Raw genomic sequence first — 21,107 nt, forward strand, 5'->3', positions numbered from 1 at the left:
AAATAAAACGCCGGCACTCTTTCGAGTGCCGGCGTTTTTTAAGCCAATCTACAGCGGGCTCACGCCCGCATCAGATTAGAACTTGTGGCGGATACCAACGGTAGCGCCGAACTGGCTGTCGCCCTTGCCGGTCGAGTCAACGTTGGTCTTGCCGAAGCCGCTAACACCCAGGTTCGAGTTGTCGCGGTTGTAGGCGTAGGCCAGGCTCAGGTAAGCGTCGGTGCGCTTCGACAGAGCGTAGTCAGCCGTAGCAACGAACAGCCACGGATCAGCCTTGGCGCCACGGAAGTCCTGGTAGTAAGCTGCGCCGGTCAGCGAGAATGCCGGCGTCACTTGGTAGCCAGCACCCAGCCAGTACAGGTTCGACGAAGCCTTCGCGCCGCTGATGGATTGCAGGCTGGTGTTGCCCAGGAACGCGATCGTGCCCAGGTCAACGCCCTTGGCCCAACGATAGCCGGCAAACAGCTTAGCCGGACCGAAAGCGTACGTACCAGCCAGCGAAGCGCGGCGAACCGTCGAATCGGGGTTGGCGGTGAAGCCCAGGTTGGTTTCGTCATACACGGCACCAACAGCGAACGGGCCAGCAGCGTAGCTCAGACCCAGGCTGTACTCGCGGCCGATCTTCCAGGTACCCGGAACTTCGCCTGCGTTACCTTGGAAGGCCGAGGTGGCGCCGCCGGTGTTCGAGCCGAAGCTGTACAGAGCGTTGGCGGTCAGGCCACCGAACGTACCGATGTACTTGATCGAGTTGTCAGCACGGCTCGAGAAGGCGCCGTCTTGAGAGGTGATCGAGTAGTTCGATGCAATGGCCATCGGGTCGAACTGCAGACCGAAGTCATAGAACGGGGTCTGATGACGGCCCAGGGTCAGCTGACCGTATTGGCTGCCAACACCGACGTAGGCTTGACGACCGAACAGGCGACCGTCGTTGCCCATCTTGCCATCGTCAACGGTGAAACCGCTTTCCAGGACGAACAGACCCTTCAGGCCGCCGCCCAGATCTTCCACACCGCGCAGGCCCCAACGGCTGCCCGACTGGCCGCCCGAGATCATGCGGGTCACGCTGTGGCCGGAGCCTACGCCTTGAGCCACGTTGGCAGGCTGGTTGTTCTGGTATTCGATACCAGCATCAACCACACCGTACAGGGTCACGCTCGATTGGGCATACGCGCCGCCAGCGGCCAGAGCGGCGACGGCAGCAGCAAACAGTTTCATCTTCATATCGACACTTTCCTTGTCAACTGATTGGGAAATCTTGGTTGCCCAAGTGTTTGGGCGACGCATTAACTTTCACGTCTGCTGCGTATTATGGGCCAGCGTCCCCGGCCGTCAGAAGGCTTTTTCGGCGTAAACCGCGTATACGGCCGCCTTTTGTTGTGACTGAACAACAGAAACAAGGCAGGATTTCACCAAATTGGTGCAAACCCACCGCTTTCTTGTCCCATCGAATCAATCAGCCTGCGTCTCGGCGGCGGCATCGGTGCGGGCTTCCGGACGGCCCACAAAGCGCGCCATCAGCAACCCGAGCTCATACAGTGCAATCAATGGCACGGCGAGGAGGAGCTGGGACAGGACGTCCGGCGGCGTGACCACGGCAGCAATGATGAATGCACCGACGATTACATAGGGACGGATCTGCTTGAGCTTATCCAGCTCCACCACGCCAAACCGAACCAGGACGATCACCACCACCGGCACCTCGAAGGTGATGCCGAAGGCAAGGAACGTGGTCATGGCGAAGCTCAGGTACTTGTCGATGTCCGTCGACATGTCCGCGCCGAGTGGCGCGTTGTAGTGCGCCATGAAATGGAAGACGGTCGGAAAGACCAGGAAGTACGCGAACGCCACGCCGCACAGGAACAGCACGTAGCTGCTGCTCACGAGCGGCACAATCAGCCGCTTCTCATGCTGGTACAGGCCCGGCGCGACAAATTGCCAGATCTGGTACAGCACCCAGGGCAGCGCGATCAGGAAAGCGACCAGCAATGTGACCTTCATCGGCACGAAAAATGAGCCGGTCACATCGGTCACGATCATCCTGCCGCCCTTGGGCAGCGCATCCATCAGCGGGCGCGCGAACAGGTTGAAGATGACGGGTGCCCAGTACACCAGTCCCACGAAGACCAGGAGGACGCCGGCCACCGCCTTGACCAGGCGTTCGCGCAGCTCGACCAGGTGGGAAATGAAGGTTTCCTGCTGCGATTCGTCTTGGGGATCGTTCGACCGGTTGTCGCTCATGGCGTGGACCGCTCAGCCGTGGCGGCTGGCATTTGTATTTCGGTGAGACCGCTTGCGCGGCAGGCATCGCGATGGCGGGCGGCAAGCGTGCTGCTGCCCGGCCATGCTCATTCGAAGAAGGATCGGGCCCGGCCGGCGGCCGGGCGGTGTCGCTTGACGCGCGCGGCGCCGGACTGGACCCAGACGCGGACATTGTTCTGGCGCTTGAACCAGAGCGGACGCGCGCCCTGCTTGACCCGCCAGCTCTTGCGCCCGTTGTGCGATTTGTGCGCCGAGTCCCAGCTGGGTGAGAAGCTCGAGGCATCGACGCCAGGCGCGGCAGAGCCCTCGGCGCCGCCCAGCGCTTCATTCAGCGCCTGCGTCTGCTCGCTGACTTCCTTGTGGATGGTCCGCTCGACATCGCGCGCGGCGTCTTCGAATTCCGTGCGCATCTTGCGCAGTTCCTCGAGCTCCACCTCGCGGCTGACTTCAGCCTTGACGTCATTGATATAGCGCTGCGCACGCCCGACCAGCGCACCCACCGTCCGCGCCACGCGGGGCAGGCGCTCGGGGCCGATCACGATCAGCGCCACGGCGCCGATCAGCGCCAGCTTCGAAATGCCAAGGTCGATCATGCGGGCGTCAGGCGGATTACTGCCGGGGCGAGAATCATCGGTCGTGCAACCACTCGGTGCGGAGACAGGGCGAAAAGGGAAAAAGCGGCAATGCCAGGCTTATTGCTGGCGGCTCTTTTCCTTGGCTTCCACATCGATGGTGGTGGAATCACGCAGTTCCTTGGCCTCTGCAGGCTTGTCGTCACCGCCTTCTTTCATGCCGTCCTTGAAGCCCTTGACCGCGCCGCCCAGGTCCTGGCCGATATTGCGCAGCTTCTTGGTACCGAAAACGAGCATGACGATCACCAGAACGATCAGCCAATGCCAAATGCTAAACGAACCCATTTCTTGCTCCTGATGAAGCCGCGGGCGTTACCTGTTGCCGCCCGGACCCGTTGTTCCGTCCAAATCTGGCCGCGCCGGGCGACGGTTGCCGGCGCAGCGTCCGGCCCACGCACGTGGTCCGGCTCCTTATGCTTGTCTGCCCGGTCAGGGCAGCGGCACCTTCCATTCGTTGCGCGGACCACCGAGCACATGCAGGTGCAGGTGGTAGACCTCCTGGCCGCCATCCGGGCCGGTATTGATCACCGTCCGGAAGCCATTGCCACAGCCCGCCGCGCGCGCCAGTTCGGGCACCTTCAGCATCATTCTAGCAAGCACCTCCCCTTCGGCTGGACCACACTCCGCCAGCGAGTCGACGTGTGACTTGGGGATCAGCAGGAAGTGTACCGGGGCCTTGGGGTGGATATCGTGGAAGGCCATCATGTCGTCGTCTTCGTACACCTTACGCGACGGGATCTGGCCGGCCACAATCTTGCAGAAGATGCAATTATCCTGCGAATTCATGAAATTTTCGTTGCGATGTCGAAGGCACACCGGTCATCGCGACATACCTCATCACTAGAAGCCCTGTCCCACGTACATTGGCTTGCTGTCATAGAGATAGAGCCAACCTTTCACGATACGATACAGCATCCAGAGGGACAGGATCGCCCACACCGCGAAGGCCAGCGGAATCAGCACCACGCTGACGAAAAACGCGCCGCCGAGCACGGCCCAGGCCACCGACGACCAGAACGAGCGGATCTGCCAGGCGAAGTGCGACGCATACAGCGTGCCGCGCGCATCGTCGCGCTTGACGTAGTCGACGATGATGGCGATCAGCGCCGTCACGCCGCCCGTCAGCCAGAAGATGGCATACAGCGCATAAAGGATATGCATCAGCTTGCGCAGGCTGGCGAGCCGTTCGCTATCGCTGGTCGTGACCTGCCCGGTGTAATCGTTCGCCATGCCCGCCCTTTCGATTCAGCCGCTGCCCCGGCCGTCAGCCCTGCTCCGGGCGGCTGGCCTTTTCCTCGAGGCCGGACAACCCTTCGCGACGCGCAAGTTCGTTGACGACGTCCGCCGGCTTCAGGCCGAAGTTGGCCAGCAGCACCATGGTATGGAACCACAGGTCCGCCACCTCGTAGACCACCTTGTCCGCGTCCGCGCCGGTCTTTCCGGCCGCGCGCGCGTCCTTGGCAGCCATCACGGTCTCGGTAGCTTCCTCGCCGATCTTCTTGAGGATGGCATCGTCGCCCTTGCGGAACAGGCGCGCGACGTACGATTTCTCGGGGTCGCCGCCGTTTTCAGGCTTGCGCGATTCCAGCACCGCGGCCAGGCGCGCCAGCACATCGGCGCCGGCGGAGTGGGATTCGGTCATGGCTTGGCGTTGTAGATTTGCGAAGGATCCTTGAGCACCGGCTCGACGGTCTGCCAGTCGCCGGTCTCGGCATCGCCCTCGAACTTCTGGAAGAAGCAGGAATGCCGGCCGGTGTGGCACGCGATGCTGTCGATCTGCGTGACCTTGAGCAGCACCACGTCTTCATCGCAATCGAGGCGCATCTCGTGCACCTTCTGCACGTGGCCGGATTCCTCGCCCTTGTGCCACAGGCGCTTGCGCGAACGCGACCAGAACACGGCCTCGCCGAGTTCGGCCGTCTTCTGCAGCGCATCGCGGTTCATGAACGCGAACATCAGCACGTCGTTGGTGCCGACTTCCTGGACGATCACTGGCACCAGGCCGTTATCGTCCCACTTGACCTTGTTGAGCCACTTCTTTGCCATGATCAGATCCGCACGGGAATGCCCTCGCGGGCCATGAATGCTTTTGCCTCGCCAACCGTATGCTGGCCGTAATGGAAGATGCTGGCGGCCAGGACTGCGTCGGCGTGGCCCAGACGGATGCCGTCGGCCAGGTCCTGCAGGCCGCCCACGCCGCCCGAGGCGATCACCGGCACCGGCACCGCATCGCTGACGGCGCGCGTCAGTTCCAGGTCGAAGCCGCTCTTGGTACCGTCGCGATCCATGCTGGTCAGCAGGATTTCACCCGCGCCACGCGCGGCCATTTCCTTCGCCCACGCCACCGCGTCCAGCCCCGTGGCCTTGCGTCCGCCATGCGTGAAGACTTCCCAGCGCGGCGGCTCGCCCGGCGCCGAACTGCGCTTGGCGTCGATGGCCACCACGATGCACTGCGAACCATACTTGCCGGTCGCGTCCGACACCAGTTGCGGATTGGCGATGGCCGACGAATTGACGCTGATCTTGTCCGCGCCGGCATTGAGCAGGCGCCGCACGTCTTCCACGGCGCGCACGCCGCCGCCCACGGTCAGCGGGATAAAGACCTGCGAAGCCACCGCTTCGATGATATGGAGAATCAGGTCGCGTCCGTCGCTGGTCGCGGTGATGTCGAGGAAAGTGATTTCATCGGCGCCCTGTTCATCATAGCGGCGCGCGATTTCCACGGGATCGCCCGCATCGCGCAGCTCGACGAAATTGACGCCCTTGACCACCCGCCCGTTCGTCACATCGAGGCAGGGGATGATACGTTTGGCTAGCATGAGATTCCTTGTCCGCCGCGGGCCCGGTGGCGGCCCGCAGCGGCGGCGCCCGTCCGGGCGCGTTGGCTTATTCCCCGGCGCTCAGCTTGTCCGCGCGCGCCTGCGCGTCGACAAAGTTGAGATCGCCAGAGTAGATGGCACGGCCGCAGATGACGCCTTCCACGCCGTCGTTCTCCACGGCGCACAAGTTGTCGATATCGGCCAGATTGGACAGCCCGCCGCTGGCGATCACCGGGATCGACATCGATTGCGCCAGCTTCACGGTGGCGTCGATATTGATCCCCTGCAGCATGCCGTCGCGGCCGATGTCGGTGTAGATAATGGCTTCCACGCCATAGTCTTCGTACTTGCGGGCCAGGTCAGCCACTTCGTGGCCCGTCAGCTTGCTCCAGCCGTCGGTCGCGACCTTGCCGTCCTTGGCGTCCAGGCCAACGATAATGTGGCCGCCGAAGGCCGAGCATGCATCCTTCAGGAAGCCAGGGTTCTTCACGGCAGCGGTGCCGATGATGACGTACGACAGGCCGCCATCCAGCCAGCGCTCGATGGTATTCAGGTCGCGGATGCCGCCGCCAAGCTGCACCGGGATCTCGTCACCGACTTCGGCGATGATGGCCTTGATGGCTGCTTCGTTGCGGGGCTTGCCGACAAATGCGCCGTTGAGATCGACCAGGTGCAGGCGGCGCGCACCCTGATTGACCCAGTGACGTGCCATGGCGGCGGGATCTTCGGAAAAGACGGTGGCCTGGTCCATGTCGCCTTGTTTGAGGCGTACACACTGACCGTCCTTCAGGTCGATGGCCGGAATGAGCAACATAATCGTGACGAGCGTGGTTAAGTGAGTGAGATAGAGCCAGTGCGGCCAACGGCCGGCAGGTCCGGATCAATAGGCAAGCATTCCTGCATGGCGTTGACTGGCTCGGATCGGATCTTCAGGGATTCCAATGCACGAAGTTCCGGTAAAGCTGCAACCCCATGGCTGCGCTTTTTTCGGGGTGGAACTGCGTGGCAAAAATATTATCGCGTGCTACCGCGCTGGTAAACACACTCCCATACTCCGTTTCGCCGGCAATATGGGCCGGGTCCTGCGCGCGCACGAAGTAGCTATGCACGAAGTAAAACCAGCTTTCGTCCGGAATGCCATCCCACAGCGGATGGGTCCGGCACTGCCTGACGCGGTTCCAGCCCATCTGCGGCACCTTGAAGCGGGACCCGTCCGGCTGGGTCATCCCTTCCAGCTCGAAGCGGATGACTTCACCAGGCATCAGCCCGAGGCAAGGCGTCTTGTCCGTGCCCGACCTGGCTTCGCGGCTGTGTTCGAACAGCATCTGTTCGCCAACGCACACACCGAACATCGGCTTGCTGGCCGCCGCCTCGAGCACCGCCTCCTGCAGCCCCGAAGCGCCCAGCGCCGACATGCAGTCCGGCATGGCGCCCTGCCCCGGCAACACCACGCGATCCGCGCTGCGAATGCCTTCCGGGACATCCACTACACGCACATCGGCCTCAGGCGCCGCGGCACGCAGGGCCTGCGCCACCGAGCGCAGGTTGCCCATGCCGTAATCCACAATTGCTATGGTAGTCATGATTTCAAAACAGGCAATAATGTCTTCAGCCCGTCCACAATGAATTCAACGGCCAGCGCCGACAGGATCAGTCCCATCAGCCGCGTGCCGATATTGATGCCGGTACGCCCGACCACCCGGGCAATCGGATCCGCCGCGCGAAACACCGCATACACCACCGCGCCCAGCACCACGCCAATACCGACCAAAATCAGCAGCTGGTACCAGTGCTGCGTCTTGCCGGCATAGACGATCACCGTGCTGATCGAACCGGGCCCGGTCAGCAGCGGCAGCGCCAGCGGCACCACCGCGATACTGGACCGGGCCTCGGCCTCGTCCTCTTCTTCCGGCGTGGCCTTGGTCCGGCTGGTCTGGGCGTTCAGCATGTTCATGGCCATCATGATCATGATGAGCCCGCCGCCGACCTGCAGCGACGCCACCGAGATATTGAAGAACTCGATGATCTGCTGGCCCAGCAGCGCCGATACCGCCACCACGATGGCCACCGAGACCGATGCGATCTTGATGGTACGCAGTTTCTCCGCTTCCGACTGCTGCCCGGTCAGGCTGATGAAGAACGGAATGGCGCCGATCGGGTTGATCAGCGCCAGCAGCGAGATGAACGACTTGAGCGTATCCATCGGTTGCGGATTCGCCGGTGCCCCGGCCCAGTTTCGCGAAGTTCGGTCAGCGGGCGCCGCAACCAGCCGGCACGCCTTCGGTTCAGCAGCCGGTCAGAGCGTGCCCTTGGTCGATGGAATGGTGTTTGCCGAACGCGGGTCCAGCTCCACCGCCATGCGCAGGGCCCGGCCAAAGGCCTTGAACACGGTCTCGCACTGATGGTGGGCATTGATGCCCCGCAAGTTGTCGATATGCAAGGTCACGCCCGCATGGTTGACGAATCCACGGAAGAACTCGATGAGCAGGTCGACGTCGAAGCTGCCTACGCGCGCACGGGTGAACGGCACGTGGAATTCCAGGCCGGGGCGGCCGGAAAAGTCGATCACGACGCGCGACAGGCATTCGTCCAGCGGCACATAGCTGTGGCCATAGCGCGTAATGCCCTTCTTGTCGCCGATGGCCTTGGCAACAGCCTGGCCTAGAGTGATGCCGACGTCCTCCACGGTGTGGTGGTCGTCGATATGCGTATCGCCGGTAGCCTCGACTTCCAGGTCGAACATGCCATGGCGGGCAATCTGGTCGAGCATATGGTCGAGGAACGGCACGCCGGACGCCAGATGCTGGCGGCCGGTGCCATCGAGATTCAGGGAAACGCGGATTTGCGTTTCCGAAGTATTGCGGGTGACCTCTGCAACACGCATGGTGTTAATCCTGCAGCGAAGCTGCAAATGCCTCAAGGAACTGCGCGTTTTCTTCGGGAGTGCTGACCGTGACGCGCAAACAGTTGGCCAGCAATGGGTGCATTTTACTCACGTTCTTGATCAGCACCTTGCGGGCAAGGAGCCGGTCGAACGTCTGTGCCGCATCCGGCACGCGCACAAGCAGGAAATTAGCGGCGCTCGGAAACACGGTCACGCCCGCCTGGACAGCCATGCCTTGCGCCACGCGCGCACGTTCGGCGCGCAATTGCGCGGCCTGTTCGTCCAGTACCGCGACGTGTTCGAGCGCGAACAGCGCCGCTGCTTCGGTCAGCACGTTGACGTTGTACGGCGGCCGCACCTTGTCGAGCTGCTCCAGCCACTGTGGTGCGCCTGCCACATAGCCCAGCCGGATACCGGCCAGGCCCAGCTTTGAGACCGTGCGCATGACCAGCAGGTTGCCGAATTCCGTCAGGCGCGGCATCCAGCTTTCCTGCGCGAACGGCTGGTAGGCCTCGTCCACCACCACCAGGCTGCGGCACACCGGGCCCTGCGCGGCACGGACGATGGCCTCCATGTCGGCGGCATCGAACAGGTTGCCGGTCGGGTTGTTCGGATAGGCCAGGTAGACGATGGCCGGCTGGTGCTCCGCCATGGCGGCCAGCATCGCTTCGCGGTCCAGCGTGAAGTCGGCGCGCAGCGGCACGCCCACGAACTGCAGGCCGGCGAACTGGGCCGACATCGCGTACATCACGAAGCCGGGCACAGGTGCCATCACCTTCGCCCCGGGCCGGGCCGCGGCCAGCGCCAGCATGCTGATGATTTCATCCGAACCGTTGCCGAGCAGCACGTCCATGCCGGCGGGCACCTGCATGACGTCCTTCAGCTTCGCGCGCAGCGCCTCGCTGCTGGGCACCGGGTAGCGGTTCAGCGCCACCTCGCCCAGCCGCACGGCCAGCTGGTCGCGCAGGTCGGGCGGCAGGCGGTACGGGTTCTCCATGGCATCGAGCTTCACCAGACCATGCGAATCCGGCACGTGGTAGGCGCCCATGGCGCGCACGTCATCACGGATGATTCGCTCGATCAGGGAAGGGTCTACGACTGACATGGATGCTCCTGTTTGCGCTGCCGCACCGATGCGGCAGCAATGGGTTCAACTACGCTTGAAACGATATTCGGCGCTGCGGGCGTGGGCCTGCAGGCCTTCGCCGTACGCCAGTTCGGCTGCAATCTGGCCCAGCATCTGCGCCCCGCCCTCGCTCACTTCGATCAGGCTCGAACGCTTCTGGAAGTCGTAGACGCCCAGCGGCGACGAGAAGCGCGCGGTGCGCGAGGTCGGCAGCACGTGGTTGGGGCCGGCGCAGTAATCGCCGAGCGATTCGCTGGTATAGCGGCCCAGGAAGATGGCGCCGGCGTGGCGGATCTTCTCGCTCCACTGGCGCGGATTCTCGGTGGAGATTTCCAGGTGCTCCGGCGCGATCGCGTTGGCGATCTCGCAGGCCTCTTCCATGTCGCGCACCTTGACCAGCGCGCCACGGCCCGAGATCGAGGCCGCGATCACCTCGCGGCGCGGCATGCTGTCGAGCTGGCGCTGGATGCTCGCCTCGACTTCGGCGATATAGCCGGCGTCCGGGCACAGCAGGATCGATTGCGCGAGCTCGTCGTGCTCGGCCTGCGAGAACAGGTCCATCGCGACCCAGTCCGGATCGGTCGTGCCGTCGCAGATCACCAGGATTTCCGACGGGCCCGCGATCATGTCGATGCCGACCGTGCCGAACACGCGGCGCTTGGCGGCGGCCACGTAGGCATTGCCCGGGCCGACGATCTTGTCGACCTGCGGCAGCGTCGCCGTGCCGAAGGCCAGCGCACCAACCGCCTGTGCGCCGCCAATGGTGAACACCCGGTCCACGCCCGCGATCTGCGCCGCGGCCAGCACCAGTTCATTGCGCACGCCGCCCGGCGTGGGCACGACCATGATGATTTCCTTGACGCCGGCCACGCGCGCCGGAATCGCGTTCATCAGCACCGACGACGGATACGCGGCCTTGCCGCCCGGCACGTAGATGCCGACGCGGTCCAGCGGCGTCACCTTCTGGCCCAGCATGGTGCCGTCGGCCTCGGTGTACTCCCAGCTGTGGCTGCCGCACTCGATCTTCTGCTTCTCGTGGTAGGCGCGCACACGCGCGGCGGCGGCTTCCAGCGCGGCGCGGCGCTTGGGCTCCAGGTCCTCGAGCGCAGCTTCGAGTTCGCTTTGTGCGATTTCCAGCGCGCCCATTGACGCGGCCTCGACCCGGTCGAACCGCTGCGTATATTCAAGGACCGCCGCGTCGCCGCGATCCTTCACGTCAGCCAGGATCTGCGCCGCGGCGCGGTCGATGGCCTCGTCCTCGCCCGCCTCGAAGGCTAGCACCTCGCGCAGCGCCTTGGCAAAGCCAGGCTCCGCGGAGTCGAGCCGGCGGATCGACACGTTGTCCATTTCGGTTGCGTTCATGACTCCATTCCTCTCTGGGGCACTGGCCTCAGGCCAGCGCCGCCGATGCCTTCTCGAACGCGTCGAGAATCGGCGTCAGCCGTTCGCGCTTGAGCTTCAGCGCAGCCTGGTTCACCACCAGGCGCGACGAAATCTGCACGATCTCTTCGACTTCCACCAGGTTGTTGGCGCGCAGCGTGTTGCCGGTGCTGACCAGGTCGACGATGGCATCCGACAGGCCCACCAGCGGGCCCAGTTCCATCGAGCCGTACAGCTTGATCAGGTCGACGTGCACGCCCTTCTTGGCAAAGTGCTCGCGGGCGGTCTGCACGTACTTGGTCGCGACCGCCAGGCGCGCGCCCTGGCGCACGGCCTTGGCGTAGTCAAACCCGGCGGGCACCGCCACCGACATGCGGCAGCGCGCGATGTTCAGGTCGATCGGCGCGTACAGGCCGGTCATGCCGTGCTCCATCAGCACGTCCTTGCCGGCCACGCCGAAATCGGCGGCGCCGTATTGGACGTAGGTCGGCACATCGGACGCGCGCACGATGATCACGCGCACGGCCGGATCGGTGGTCGGCAGGATCAGCTTGCGCGAAGTCTCCGGATCCTCGGTCACGCGAATGCCGGCGGCTTCGAGCAGCGGCAGCGTTTCCTTGAAGATACGGCCCTTGGAAAGCGCCAGGGTAAGCTGGCTGGGCGAGGCGTTGAAAGCGGGGCTCATCGGTTTCCTCAGGCGATGCGGCGAATCTTGGCGCCAACCGCCGACAGCTTGTCTTCCATGCGGTCGTAGCCGCGGTCCAGGTGGTAGATACGGTCGATCACGGTGTCGCCGTCGGCCACCAGGCCAGCAATGACCAGGCTCGCCGAGGCGCGCAGGTCGGTAGCCATCACGGTGGCGCCCGACAGGCGCGGCACGCCCGTCACCACGGCCGTGTTGCCTTCCGCCGTAATGTTGGCACCCAGGCGGTTCAGCTCCTGCACGTGCATGAAGCGGTTTTCGAAGATCGTCTCGGTAATGCGAGCGGTGCCTTCGGCCACGGCGTTCAGCGCCATGAACTGCGCCTGCATGTCGGTCGGGAACGCCGGATATTCCGAGGTGCGGAAACTCACGGCCTGCGCACGGCGCGGCATTGACAGGCGGATCCAGTCATCGCCGGTTTCCACGTTGGCGCCGGCTTCGCGCAGCTTGATCAGCACGGCGTCGAGGATCTGCGGAGGAATGTCGCGCAGCACCAGGTCGCCCAGCGTGGCCGCGGCCGCGCACAAGAAGGTGCCGGCCTCGATGCGGTCGGCGACCACCGCGTGCTTCGCGCCATGCAGCTTGTCGACGCCCTGCACGACCAGCCGGTCGGTGCCGATGCCGTCGATCTTCGCGCCCATCTTGACGAGCAGCTCGGCGAGGTCGGTCACCTCGGGTTCGCGCGCGGCGTTTTCCAGCACCGTCTCGCCGTCGGCGAGGGTCGCGGCCATCAGCAGGTTTTCCGTGCCGGTCACGGTGATCATGTCCGTCACCACGCGCGCGCCCTTCAGGCGGCTGGCGCGGGCGTGGATAAAGCCGTGCTCGATCGTGATCTCGGCGCCCATGGCCTGCAGGCCCTTGATGTGCTGGTCCACCGGACGCGCGCCGATGCCGCAGCCGCCCGGCAGCGAGACGCGTGCCTCGCCAAAGCGCGCGACCAGAGGGCCGAGCACCAGGATCGACGCGCGCATGGTCTTAACCAGCTCATACGGCGCTTCGGGCGAATTGATGTCGGTGCCCTTGAGCGTGGCAGTGGCGCCGGTCATCTCGGCATGCATGCCCATCTGCCGCAGCAGCTTGAGCATGGTGCGCGTGTCCTGCAGGTTCGGCACGTTGTCGATCGTGACGGTGTCGGCCGTCAGCAGGCCGGCGCAGAGGATCGGCAGTGCGGCGTTCTTGGCGCCGGAAACACGGATCTCGCCTTTGAGCGGGCCATTGCCCTGGATCTGGAATTTGTCCATGTTCTGTCAGTTGCAGCCGGACGGAGCGAGCACGCCCGGCGTCGTTATCGCGGGGGCCGCACGCATAGCACGCGGCCCGAATCGGTGAAACCGGCCCCGGCCGCTTATTTGCCGGCTCCGGCCTGCCATTCGGCCGGCGTCAGCGTCTTCATCGACAACGCGTGGATCTCGGCACGCATGCGGTCGCCAAGCGCGGCGTACACGCGCTGGTGACGCTGGATCAAACGCTTGCCATCGAATTCGGTGCTGACGATGGTGGCAAAGAAATGCTGGCCGTCACCTTCGACTTCCAGATGTTCGCAGGGCAAACCTTGGGCAATGTAATCCCTGACTTGTTCCGGAGTAGGCAGCATGATGTCTTCTCTTCTGTGTGGAGGGCCGCGTTTTCAGTGGCGCAGCTTGAAACCCGACTTCAGCAGGCGCAACGCCAGCGTCGCGAGCAGCACGAAGGCCGCGCCGACCACCGCCAGGCTGAACAGCGGCGACACGTCCGAGACGCCGAAGAAGCCATAGCGGAAGCCGTCGATCATGTAGAAGAACGGGTTGGCATGGGACACCGCCTGCCAGAAGGCGGGCAGCGAATGGATGGAATAGAACACGCCCGACAGGAACGTCGCGGGCATGATCAGGAAATTCTGAAAAGCGGCCAGTTGGTCGAATTTCTCGGCCCAGATACCGGCAATCAACCCCAGCGTGCCGAGGATGCCCGCGCCAAGCAGCGCGAACACAAGGATCCAGCCGACATTGGCGAAATGCAGGTTGGCGAACCACGCGGTCACCAGCAGCACGCCCAGGCCCACCGTCAGCCCGCGGATGACCGATGCCACCACATAGGCGCCGAACATATCCCAGTGCGACAGCGGCGGCAGCAGCACGAACACCAGGTTGCCGGTGATCTTGGACTGGATCAGCGACGACGAACTGTTGGCGAAGGCGTTCTGCAGCACGCTCATCATCACCAGGCCCGGCACCAGGAAGGCGGTGTAGCTGATCTGGTCATAGACCTTGACGCGGTTTTCAAGCACGTGGCCGAAGATCAGCAGGTACAGCACCGCCGTGAGCACGGGCGCCGCCACGGTCTGGAAGCTGACCTTCCAGAAACGCAGTACTTCCTTGTAGAGCAGGGTCCGGAAACCGACCAGCCCGCCGACGGACATCGGCGCGAGCCGCGCGTTGTCGAGCACTTCGAGTTCGCCAGGCTGTTTCATGCCGCGGCCTCCATGGCCTGGTCGGGCAAGGCGCCGGGCATGTGGCCCTCGCGCCGCATGATCTGGACGAACACGTCTTCGAGATCGGCCTTGTTGATTTCCATGTCTTCGATTTCACAGCCCGCCTCGCGGCAGGCGGCCAGGATGGGTTCCACGGCCGGATAGCCCGACAGGCGCAGGCGCACCGCGCGCTCGCCCGGGTTGGCCGGCATGCGCAAGGGCTCCAAGGCGACCGGCAGCGTGCCGCGCGCGAAGGTCAGCACCAGCTGCAGCCCCGCGAACTGCGTCAGCAGGTTGCTGGTGCGGTCCAGCGCCACGACCTCGCCGAATTTCAGCATGGCGATGCGGTCGCACAGCGCCTCCGCCTCTTCCAGGTAGTGCGTGGTCAGGATGATGGTGTGCCCTTCGCGGTTCAGCCGCGAAATGAACTTCCACAGGGTCTGGCGCAACTCCACGTCCACGCCGGCGGTAGGTTCGTCCAGCACGATTACGGGCGGACGATGCACCAGCGCCTGCGCCACCAGCACGCGCCGCTTCATGCCGCCAGACAACTGGCGCATATTGGCATCGGCCTTGTTGGTGAGATCGAGGTTGGCCATGATCTCGTCGATCCAGTCGTCATTGCGCGTCAGGCCAAAGTAGCCGGACTGCAGCCGCAGCGTCTCGCGCACGGTGAAGAAGGGATCGAACACCAGTTCCTGCGGCACCACGCCGAGCATACGCCGCGCCATGCGGTAATCGGACACGACATCGTGCCCGAGCACACTGACGCGGCCCGAATCCGCGCGGTTCAGTCCCGCCAGGATGGAAATCAGCGTGGTCTTGCCGGCGCCGTTGGGACCGAGCAGCCCGAAGAATTCGCCGCGCTCGACGGTGAAGCTGACGCCCTTGAGCGCCTGCAGATTGCTGTAGCGCTTGCGAACGTCGGTGAGTTCGATGGCTTTCATGGCCGAATGTCTGGAGCTGGCCCGCCTGGGACCGGCCGTCTGGAAATGGGGACCAACTTGGGGCACTGGTGCCCGGGCTACCCTAAACCGGCCCCGACGTGCTGCGGGGCTGCGGGGGAATGGGCGAACAACCCGGAATTATAGGGGATGCGGGGAGACTCCCGCTTGGGGCACGGCCACCGCTTGAGGCGGCGGCCGGGGCATCCGGATGACCACTGCCGAGGCGCGTGGTCAGGGATGCCGGTTCAATGTCGATGCGAAGCCGCTTGCGGCACGAGGCCCAGCAGACCGTCGACACCGTACAGCGAAGCCAGCTCGGCAAGTTGCGGCGGAACGCCCTGCAGCGACAGCATGCCCTGGCGGGCAGCGGCGGCGCGTTGCCAGGCCAGCAGCACGGCCACGGCGGACGAATCCACCTGCGCCAGCGCGGCGCAGTCTACCTGCGTTTCGCCCTGCGCCACGCGCGACAGGCCATCACGCAGCACGGCGGCGGCGTTCTGGTTGGTCAGCGAGGTGCCAAGCGAGAGCATGGTGATGGATGGTTCGGCGAAGCCAGCGGGGTTCCGGAAAACATAAGCTCCCGCTTCAAGCGGGAGCCTATGTGCGTGCTGGCTATTGTAGAGCAGTTTCGGGGACGCGTGCTGCGACGCAGCGACGCCCGAGGGTCAGCTCTTGGCGTTGGCCAACTGGCGGTTGCGGTCCTGCAGCGTCTTGATCACGCCATCCACGCCCTGCTGGCCGACAATGGTGTTGAAGCTGCCCTTGTAGGCTTCGGTCAGCCACGCGCCCAGCACGTTGATGTCATAGACCTTCCAGCCCTGCGCGGTCTTCTCCAGGCGGTAATCGAGCTGGATCGGCTCGCCCTTGTTGATCACCTGGGTGCGGATGGTCGCATCGGTGTCCTCCGGCGAACCGCGATACGGCTTGTACTGCACGGTCTGGTCGCGGATCTGCGCAATGGCGCCGGCGTAGGTGCGGATCAGCAGCGTCTTGAACTCGTCGGTGATCACCTTCTGCTGCTCGGGCGTGGCCTTCGACCAGTTGCGGCCCATGGCGATCTGCGTGGTCTTCTGGAAGTTCGCGTTCGGCAGGATCTTCTGCTCGACCAGCGCGGAGATCTTCGCAATATTCCCGGCCTGCATGTCCTTGTCGCTCTTGACGCTGGCCATCACGTCGTTGACGACGGCCTTGACCAGCGTTTCGGGGCTGGCGGCATCCTGCGCCGGAACCTGCGCGTGGGCGGCGCCGGCAAAGGCGGCTACAGCGAGGAAGGGGAGCAACAGTCGCTTGATCATGAAAATTTTCCTTCTCAGTCAGATTCGTTCGCCGCCCGGGAATCGACTGCCATTTCTGACAATCCGCAACCCAGGACCTTGCGCACATTGGAACATAGTCCGGCGCAGCGAGTTTTTGGCGCCAGGGCATCCGGCGCCACTTCAAAACAATTTGTTTCAGTGCTCACAGCGCATTCACAGCGTCGGTGAGCGTCCATGAGGTCAGCGAATGCGCAAGCCGCCGCCCGGGACAAAGCGCTGTATCGGCGACGCCGGCGGCACGGGCAGGTTCTGGCCCTCGGGCTGCGTTGTTCCCTCGGCGGGTGTGGCGGGTGGCTGGGACGGTTCCTGCGCCGACGGCTGGGGTACCGGCGGCTGAGGGGCTGCCGCGCCGTCGCGCTCGGATTCGTCATCCTCGCGGCTCGGCGGATTGCCGTCGTAGATCAGGTACTCGCGCCGCTGCAGGTACGCATCGCGCATGAACGCGTATTTATCCAGCGCGGCCTGCTCGAGCAGGTTGGTCGCGCCCAGCAACTGTGCGCGGCCCGCCACGATACGAACCCCGACCAGCGAATTACGCAACGAGACCGGGTAGAAATAGGCCGAAGGGTCGATCTGCCGGTCTACCAGCATGCCAGCGGTGTCGCGCACGGTGCTCGGCCCGAACAGCGGCAGCACCAGGTACGGTCCCGCGGGCACGCCCCACACGCCCAATGTCTGGCCGAAATCTTCCTTGTACTTCGGCAGGCCGCCCGGGGTCGCGATATCGATCAGCCCGCCGATACCCAGCACGGTGTTGATCGCGACCCGCATGGTGTCTTCAGCGGCGCGAGTGGGCTTGCCCTGCAGCAGGTTGTTCACCGCCGAGTAGACGTCGCTGACGTTCGAAAAGAAATTGTCGACCGCAGTCTGGACCGGCGACGGGATGTAGTCGGAGTAGAGCTGGGCAATGGGCTTGAGCACGCCCTTGTCGAAGTCCTCGTTGATGCGCGAGACCTCGCGGTTGAACGGTTCGATCGGATCCTTCGGGTTGGCGGTCGGGCCCGTGGCGCAACCGGCCAGCAGCATCAGCGCGCTGGCCGCGAAAGCCAGCGCGGCGCGCCTGGGTGCTGGTGTACTGGCCGAGACGGTCATTTGGCGGCTCCGCCAAGGGCCGGTGCGCTCGCCGCGCCGCCACTGCTGCCCCCGCCGGCGCCGGCATCGGCCGCCTTGTTGTAGAGGAACTGGCCGATCAGGTTCTCCAGCACCACCGCCGATTGCGTCATGGTGATGCGCGAACCCTGCGCCAGCATGGCGGTATCGCCGCCCGCCTCCAGGCCGATGTATTGCTCGCCCAGCAACCCCGAGGTCAGGATCTTGGCCGAGGTGTCCTTGGGAAACTGGTACGGCTTCTCCAGGTTCATGACCACGGTCGCCTGGTAGGTCTTGTCGTCGAACCGGATCGCGGCCACGCGCCCCACCACCACGCCGGCGCTCTTGACCGGCGCGCGCGGCTTGAGCCCGCCGATGTTGTCGAAGCGCGCTTCGACCGCGTAGGTTTCCTGGAACGTGAAGGCGCTCATGTTGCCGGCCTTCAGGGCGAGGAACAGCAGGGCAACGAAGCCCGCCACCACAAACAACCCCACCCAGAAATCGAGTGCACTTTTTTTCATTGGGATCTCTTTCTACCCGTTGTCCTGTCAGTTGCCCCGTTGCCGTCGCTCATCAGCTGAACATCAGCGCGGTCAGCAGGAAATCCAGCCCCAGCACGGCCAGCGACGCCATCACCACGGTACGGGTCGTGGCGCGCGATACGCCTTCCGGCGTAGGCTTGGCCTCGAACCCCTGGTACAGGGCAATAAACGTCACGGCAATGCCGAAAATAAAGCTCTTGATCACGCCGTTGAGCACATCGGCGCGCACATCCACGCCACCCTGCATCTGCGACCAGAAGGCGCCGGCGTCCACGCCGATCAGCTGCACGCCGACGAGGTAGCCGCCGAGAATCCCGACCGCGCTGAAGATCGCAGCCAGCACCGGCATGGCCACCACGCCCGCCCAGAAGCGCGGGGCAATCACCCGCTGCAACGGGTTGACGGCCATCATCTCCATGGCCGTGAGCTGCTCGCCGGCCTTCATCAGGCCAATCTCGGCGGTCAGCGAGGTACCCGCGCGGCCTGCAAATAGCAGCGCAGTGACTACCGGGCCCAGTTCGCGCACGAGCGACAGCGCCACCAGCAGCCCAAGCGCCTGCTCCGACCCGTAGCGGTTCAGCGTGTAGTAGCCCTGCAGGCCCAGCACGAAACCCACGAACAGGCCGGATACGGCAATGATCACCAGCGACAGGTTGCCGACGAAGAAGATCTGGTCGGACACCAGCCGGAACCGTCGCAGCAGCGCGGGCGACAGGCCCAGCACCGCGAAGAACATCCGCGTGGCGCGGCCGAGACCGGTGACGCCGAGCCGAACCGCGGCGCCGATTGACGTCAGGAAGTCCGTCACCGCACACCTCCGCCGGCAAAATCTTCGGCCAGCGTGGGGCCGGGATAGTGGAACGGCACCGGGCCGTCCGCTTCGGCGTGGACGAACTGGCGCACGAACGGATCCGTCGAGGCGCGCAGGGTCTCCGGCTCGCCATGCGCGGCAATGCGGCCGTTGGCAATGAAGTACACGTAGTCGGCGATCTGGAAGGTCTCGTGCACGTCGTGCGAGACGATGATCGTGGTCGCGCCCAGCGCGTCGTTGAGGCTGCGAATCAGCCGCGCTGTCAGTCCCAGGGAAATCGGATCGAGCCCGGCAAAGGGCTCGTCGTACATCAGCAGCATCGGATCCAGCGCGATGGCCCGGGCCAGGGCCACCCGACGCGCCATGCCGCCGGAGATCTGCGACGGCATCAGGTCGCGCGCGCCGCGCAGGCCCACCGCATTGAGCTTCATCAGCACCAGGTCGCGGATCATCGATTCGGGCAGGTCCGTGTGCTCGCGCAGCGGGAAAGCCACATTATCGAACACCGACAGGTCGGTAAACAGCGCACCGAACTGGAACAGCATCCCCATCTGGCGCCGCACGGCGTACAGCCCCTTCACATCCAGTGCATGGATATCGGCGCCGTCGAACTTCACCGCACCGGATTGCGGTCGTACCTGGCCGCCAATCAGGCGCAGGACGGTGGTCTTGCCGCAGCCGGATCCGCCCATCACCGCGATCACCTTGCCACGCGGGAATTGCATGGTCAGGCCGGTCAGGATCGGCTTGGCATCAGGCGAGTAGGCAAAATCTACCGCGTTGAGTTCGACGAGATTGTGGGCTGAATCAGTCACGTTGGCAGCGTTCCGGGCAGTCGGCCATTATAAGGGCTACTACCTAGGCATGCAGGCAGCCGTGGGGCCGCCGCCACATCGAACGCTGCCGGAGCGCTATGGCTCCCCCTGGGCGGCATCGCGCAGGATGACCTGCCACTGGATCGACTCCGAGCGGATCGCGGTGGCGAACGCCTCGGGCGAATCGCGCTGCGGCGTCAGGCCCGCAGCAATCAGGCGCGCGCGGACTTCCCGCTCAGCCATCACCTCGTCCAGCTCAACCGCCAGGCGCGCGACGATCGCGCGCGGCGTCTTGGCCGGTGCCAGCACGCCGAACCAGGCAGCGGCGGCATAGCCCTCCAGGCCGGATTCCTGCAGCGTCGGCACCAGCGGCGCCAGCGGCGAGCGCGACACGCCGGTCACGCCGATCATGCGCAGCGCGCCGCTGCGGATATGGCTCTGCACGGCCGCATAGGAACAGAAGCACGCACTGATCCGGCCGGCCAACATCTCCTGCACGACCGCCCCCTCGCCCTTGGCCGTCACGAGCGGCACACCGTTGCGGATGCCGCGCACGGCGTATTCCGCATACAGGTGGGACGGACTGCCCGGCTGGCCGTATCCATAGCTGTACGAGCCGGGATTCGACCTGACCGCGACCGCCCATTGTTCCGGCGTGCGCATCGGCAAGCGGCCGTCGATGACCAGGAAGAGCGGCGTGGTGGCCACGCGGGCGACCGGCGTGAAATCGCGCACCACGTCATACGGCACCGGCTCCAGTCCGGGCTGGATCAGCATGTTGGCCTGGTGAAACAGCAAGGTGTGCCCGTCCGAGCTCGACTTGGCCACGACATCGCCGGCCGTGGTACCGGCCGCGCCGGGCCGGTTGTCCACGTCCACAGGCACACCGAGCCGGGCCGACAGCCGTTCGGCAAGCAGGCGCGCAATGGCATCGGCCACGCCGCCCGCGGGAAACGGGACGATCAGTCGCACCGGCCGCGCCGGAAACGACATCGTCCGCGCCATGGCGGTCGGCGTCGAGGCGGTGGCCGTCGATATGGCTTGCGCGGCAAAAGGCGTCCCAGCCGCCAGCAAGGCGGCCAACACCCCAGACCACGCCACCGCAGCAGTCCGGATGGCAGCGGAAAGCATCAACTTCGCTTTACCTCGCCAAAGCCGCGACAAAGTGCGTACTTCGGACATCAATTTTCTCCGGCGCGTCCCGCTTAGCAGGACCGCATATGGGTCGGCTGAAAAAGGATCCGAGGCGGTTTCCGATTATTGTTTTTGTAAATTGTACGAACAACCTCCGGGAGGACACAGGCACGTAAACCATAGCGCGGGAGAACCCTGAAA

27 protein-coding genes are annotated in these 21,107 nt (G+C 64.6%); all 27 read right to left on the minus strand.

Annotated features, from left to right (window positions below; all coding sequences use genetic code 11):
• Window positions 1-75: 75 nt before the first annotated feature.
• Window positions 76-1,221, minus strand: a complete 1,146-nt coding sequence (locus tag AC3FKH_RS24875; protein ID WP_488678440.1) for a porin — start codon at window positions 1,219-1,221, stop codon at window positions 76-78.
• Window positions 1,222-1,449: 228 nt separating this feature from the next.
• The gene (tatC, locus tag AC3FKH_RS24880) at window positions 1,450-2,238 is read right to left on the minus strand and encodes a twin-arginine translocase subunit TatC (RefSeq protein WP_483709571.1); all 789 of its coding nucleotides are present in this window, start codon (window positions 2,236-2,238) and stop codon (window positions 1,450-1,452) included.
• Window positions 2,239-2,345: 107 nt separating this feature from the next.
• Window positions 2,346-2,852, minus strand: a complete 507-nt coding sequence (tatB, locus tag AC3FKH_RS24885; RefSeq protein ID WP_488678441.1) for a Sec-independent protein translocase protein TatB — start codon at window positions 2,850-2,852, stop codon at window positions 2,346-2,348.
• 99 nt (window positions 2,853-2,951) lie between these two features.
• Complete coding sequence (tatA, locus tag AC3FKH_RS24890; protein ID WP_483709574.1) at window positions 2,952-3,176, minus strand: Sec-independent protein translocase subunit TatA; 225 nt, start codon at window positions 3,174-3,176, stop codon at window positions 2,952-2,954.
• A 144-nt stretch (window positions 3,177-3,320) separates the two neighbouring features.
• A complete protein-coding gene (locus AC3FKH_RS24895; RefSeq protein ID WP_483709575.1) occupies window positions 3,321-3,677 on the minus strand; it encodes a histidine triad nucleotide-binding protein in 357 nt (118 codons plus the stop codon).
• Between the two features lie 54 nt (window positions 3,678-3,731).
• A complete protein-coding gene (locus AC3FKH_RS24900; protein ID WP_488678442.1) occupies window positions 3,732-4,121 on the minus strand; it encodes a DUF4870 family protein in 390 nt (129 codons plus the stop codon).
• 34 nt (window positions 4,122-4,155) lie between these two features.
• The gene (locus AC3FKH_RS24905; protein WP_483730553.1) at window positions 4,156-4,533 is read right to left on the minus strand and encodes a phosphoribosyl-ATP diphosphatase; all 378 of its coding nucleotides are present in this window, start codon (window positions 4,531-4,533) and stop codon (window positions 4,156-4,158) included.
• Window positions 4,530-4,937, minus strand: a complete 408-nt coding sequence (gene hisI, locus AC3FKH_RS24910; RefSeq protein ID WP_483709579.1) for a phosphoribosyl-AMP cyclohydrolase — start codon at window positions 4,935-4,937, stop codon at window positions 4,530-4,532. Before hisI ends, AC3FKH_RS24905 begins: the two co-directional genes overlap by 4 nt.
• Window positions 4,938-4,939: 2 nt before the next feature.
• Window positions 4,940-5,710, minus strand: coding sequence for an imidazole glycerol phosphate synthase subunit HisF (gene hisF / locus AC3FKH_RS24915; RefSeq protein ID WP_211949893.1), 771 nt, complete (start codon window positions 5,708-5,710; stop codon window positions 4,940-4,942).
• 67 nt (window positions 5,711-5,777) lie between these two features.
• Window positions 5,778-6,524, minus strand: coding sequence for a 1-(5-phosphoribosyl)-5-[(5-phosphoribosylamino)methylideneamino]imidazole-4-carboxamide isomerase (gene hisA, locus AC3FKH_RS24920; RefSeq protein ID WP_488678443.1), 747 nt, complete (start codon window positions 6,522-6,524; stop codon window positions 5,778-5,780).
• A gap of 115 nt (window positions 6,525-6,639) precedes the next feature.
• On the minus strand, window positions 6,640-7,293 hold the full coding sequence (gene hisH / locus AC3FKH_RS24925; RefSeq protein WP_488678444.1) for an imidazole glycerol phosphate synthase subunit HisH: 654 nt from the start codon (window positions 7,291-7,293) through the stop codon (window positions 6,640-6,642).
• The gene (locus tag AC3FKH_RS24930) at window positions 7,290-7,913 is read right to left on the minus strand and encodes a YchE family NAAT transporter (RefSeq protein ID WP_211949890.1); all 624 of its coding nucleotides are present in this window, start codon (window positions 7,911-7,913) and stop codon (window positions 7,290-7,292) included. Before AC3FKH_RS24930 ends, hisH begins: the two co-directional genes overlap by 4 nt.
• A gap of 93 nt (window positions 7,914-8,006) precedes the next feature.
• Window positions 8,007-8,594: an imidazoleglycerol-phosphate dehydratase HisB gene (hisB, locus tag AC3FKH_RS24935; protein WP_483730556.1), complete on the minus strand. Its 588-nt coding sequence runs from the start codon at window positions 8,592-8,594 to the stop codon at window positions 8,007-8,009.
• A 4-nt stretch (window positions 8,595-8,598) separates the two neighbouring features.
• Window positions 8,599-9,699: a histidinol-phosphate transaminase gene (gene hisC / locus AC3FKH_RS24940; protein WP_488678445.1), complete on the minus strand. Its 1,101-nt coding sequence runs from the start codon at window positions 9,697-9,699 to the stop codon at window positions 8,599-8,601.
• 45 nt (window positions 9,700-9,744) lie between these two features.
• A complete protein-coding gene (hisD, locus tag AC3FKH_RS24945) occupies window positions 9,745-11,082 on the minus strand; it encodes a histidinol dehydrogenase (protein WP_488678446.1) in 1,338 nt (445 codons plus the stop codon).
• A 28-nt stretch (window positions 11,083-11,110) separates the two neighbouring features.
• On the minus strand, window positions 11,111-11,785 hold the full coding sequence (hisG, locus tag AC3FKH_RS24950; protein ID WP_483709588.1) for an ATP phosphoribosyltransferase: 675 nt from the start codon (window positions 11,783-11,785) through the stop codon (window positions 11,111-11,113).
• Window positions 11,786-11,793: 8 nt separating this feature from the next.
• Entirely contained in the window at window positions 11,794-13,044 is a 1,251-nt protein-coding gene (gene murA / locus AC3FKH_RS24955; RefSeq protein ID WP_488678447.1) for a UDP-N-acetylglucosamine 1-carboxyvinyltransferase, read from the minus strand.
• Between the two features lie 104 nt (window positions 13,045-13,148).
• Window positions 13,149-13,397 (minus strand): BolA family protein, encoded by a 249-nt coding sequence (locus AC3FKH_RS24960; protein WP_211949884.1) that lies wholly within the window; start codon window positions 13,395-13,397, stop codon window positions 13,149-13,151.
• 33 nt (window positions 13,398-13,430) lie between these two features.
• Entirely contained in the window at window positions 13,431-14,252 is an 822-nt protein-coding gene (locus AC3FKH_RS24965; RefSeq protein ID WP_483709591.1) for an ABC transporter permease, read from the minus strand.
• On the minus strand, window positions 14,249-15,199 hold the full coding sequence (locus tag AC3FKH_RS24970; protein ID WP_211949882.1) for an ABC transporter ATP-binding protein: 951 nt from the start codon (window positions 15,197-15,199) through the stop codon (window positions 14,249-14,251). The genes AC3FKH_RS24965 and AC3FKH_RS24970 overlap by 4 nt, the downstream gene beginning before the upstream one ends.
• A 245-nt stretch (window positions 15,200-15,444) precedes the next feature.
• On the minus strand, window positions 15,445-15,729 hold the full coding sequence (locus AC3FKH_RS24975; protein WP_488678448.1) for an STAS domain-containing protein: 285 nt from the start codon (window positions 15,727-15,729) through the stop codon (window positions 15,445-15,447).
• Window positions 15,730-15,864: 135 nt separating this feature from the next.
• Entirely contained in the window at window positions 15,865-16,494 is a 630-nt protein-coding gene (locus AC3FKH_RS24980) for an MlaC/ttg2D family ABC transporter substrate-binding protein (protein ID WP_488678449.1), read from the minus strand.
• 201 nt (window positions 16,495-16,695) lie between these two features.
• Window positions 16,696-17,607 (minus strand): MlaA family lipoprotein, encoded by a 912-nt coding sequence (locus AC3FKH_RS24985; protein WP_488678450.1) that lies wholly within the window; start codon window positions 17,605-17,607, stop codon window positions 16,696-16,698.
• The gene (gene mlaD, locus AC3FKH_RS24990; RefSeq protein WP_488678451.1) at window positions 17,604-18,125 is read right to left on the minus strand and encodes an outer membrane lipid asymmetry maintenance protein MlaD; all 522 of its coding nucleotides are present in this window, start codon (window positions 18,123-18,125) and stop codon (window positions 17,604-17,606) included. Before mlaD ends, AC3FKH_RS24985 begins: the two co-directional genes overlap by 4 nt.
• Before the next feature lie 52 nt (window positions 18,126-18,177).
• On the minus strand, window positions 18,178-18,954 hold the full coding sequence (gene mlaE, locus AC3FKH_RS24995) for a lipid asymmetry maintenance ABC transporter permease subunit MlaE (RefSeq protein ID WP_488678452.1): 777 nt from the start codon (window positions 18,952-18,954) through the stop codon (window positions 18,178-18,180).
• A complete protein-coding gene (locus tag AC3FKH_RS25000) occupies window positions 18,951-19,772 on the minus strand; it encodes an ABC transporter ATP-binding protein (RefSeq protein WP_488678453.1) in 822 nt (273 codons plus the stop codon). Before AC3FKH_RS25000 ends, mlaE begins: the two co-directional genes overlap by 4 nt.
• Window positions 19,773-19,868: 96 nt before the next feature.
• A complete protein-coding gene (locus AC3FKH_RS25005; RefSeq protein WP_488678454.1) occupies window positions 19,869-20,903 on the minus strand; it encodes a Bug family tripartite tricarboxylate transporter substrate binding protein in 1,035 nt (344 codons plus the stop codon).
• Window positions 20,904-21,107: the final 204 nt, after the last annotated feature.

The organism is Cupriavidus sp. 21MJTG02-4, from assembly GCF_057798975.1.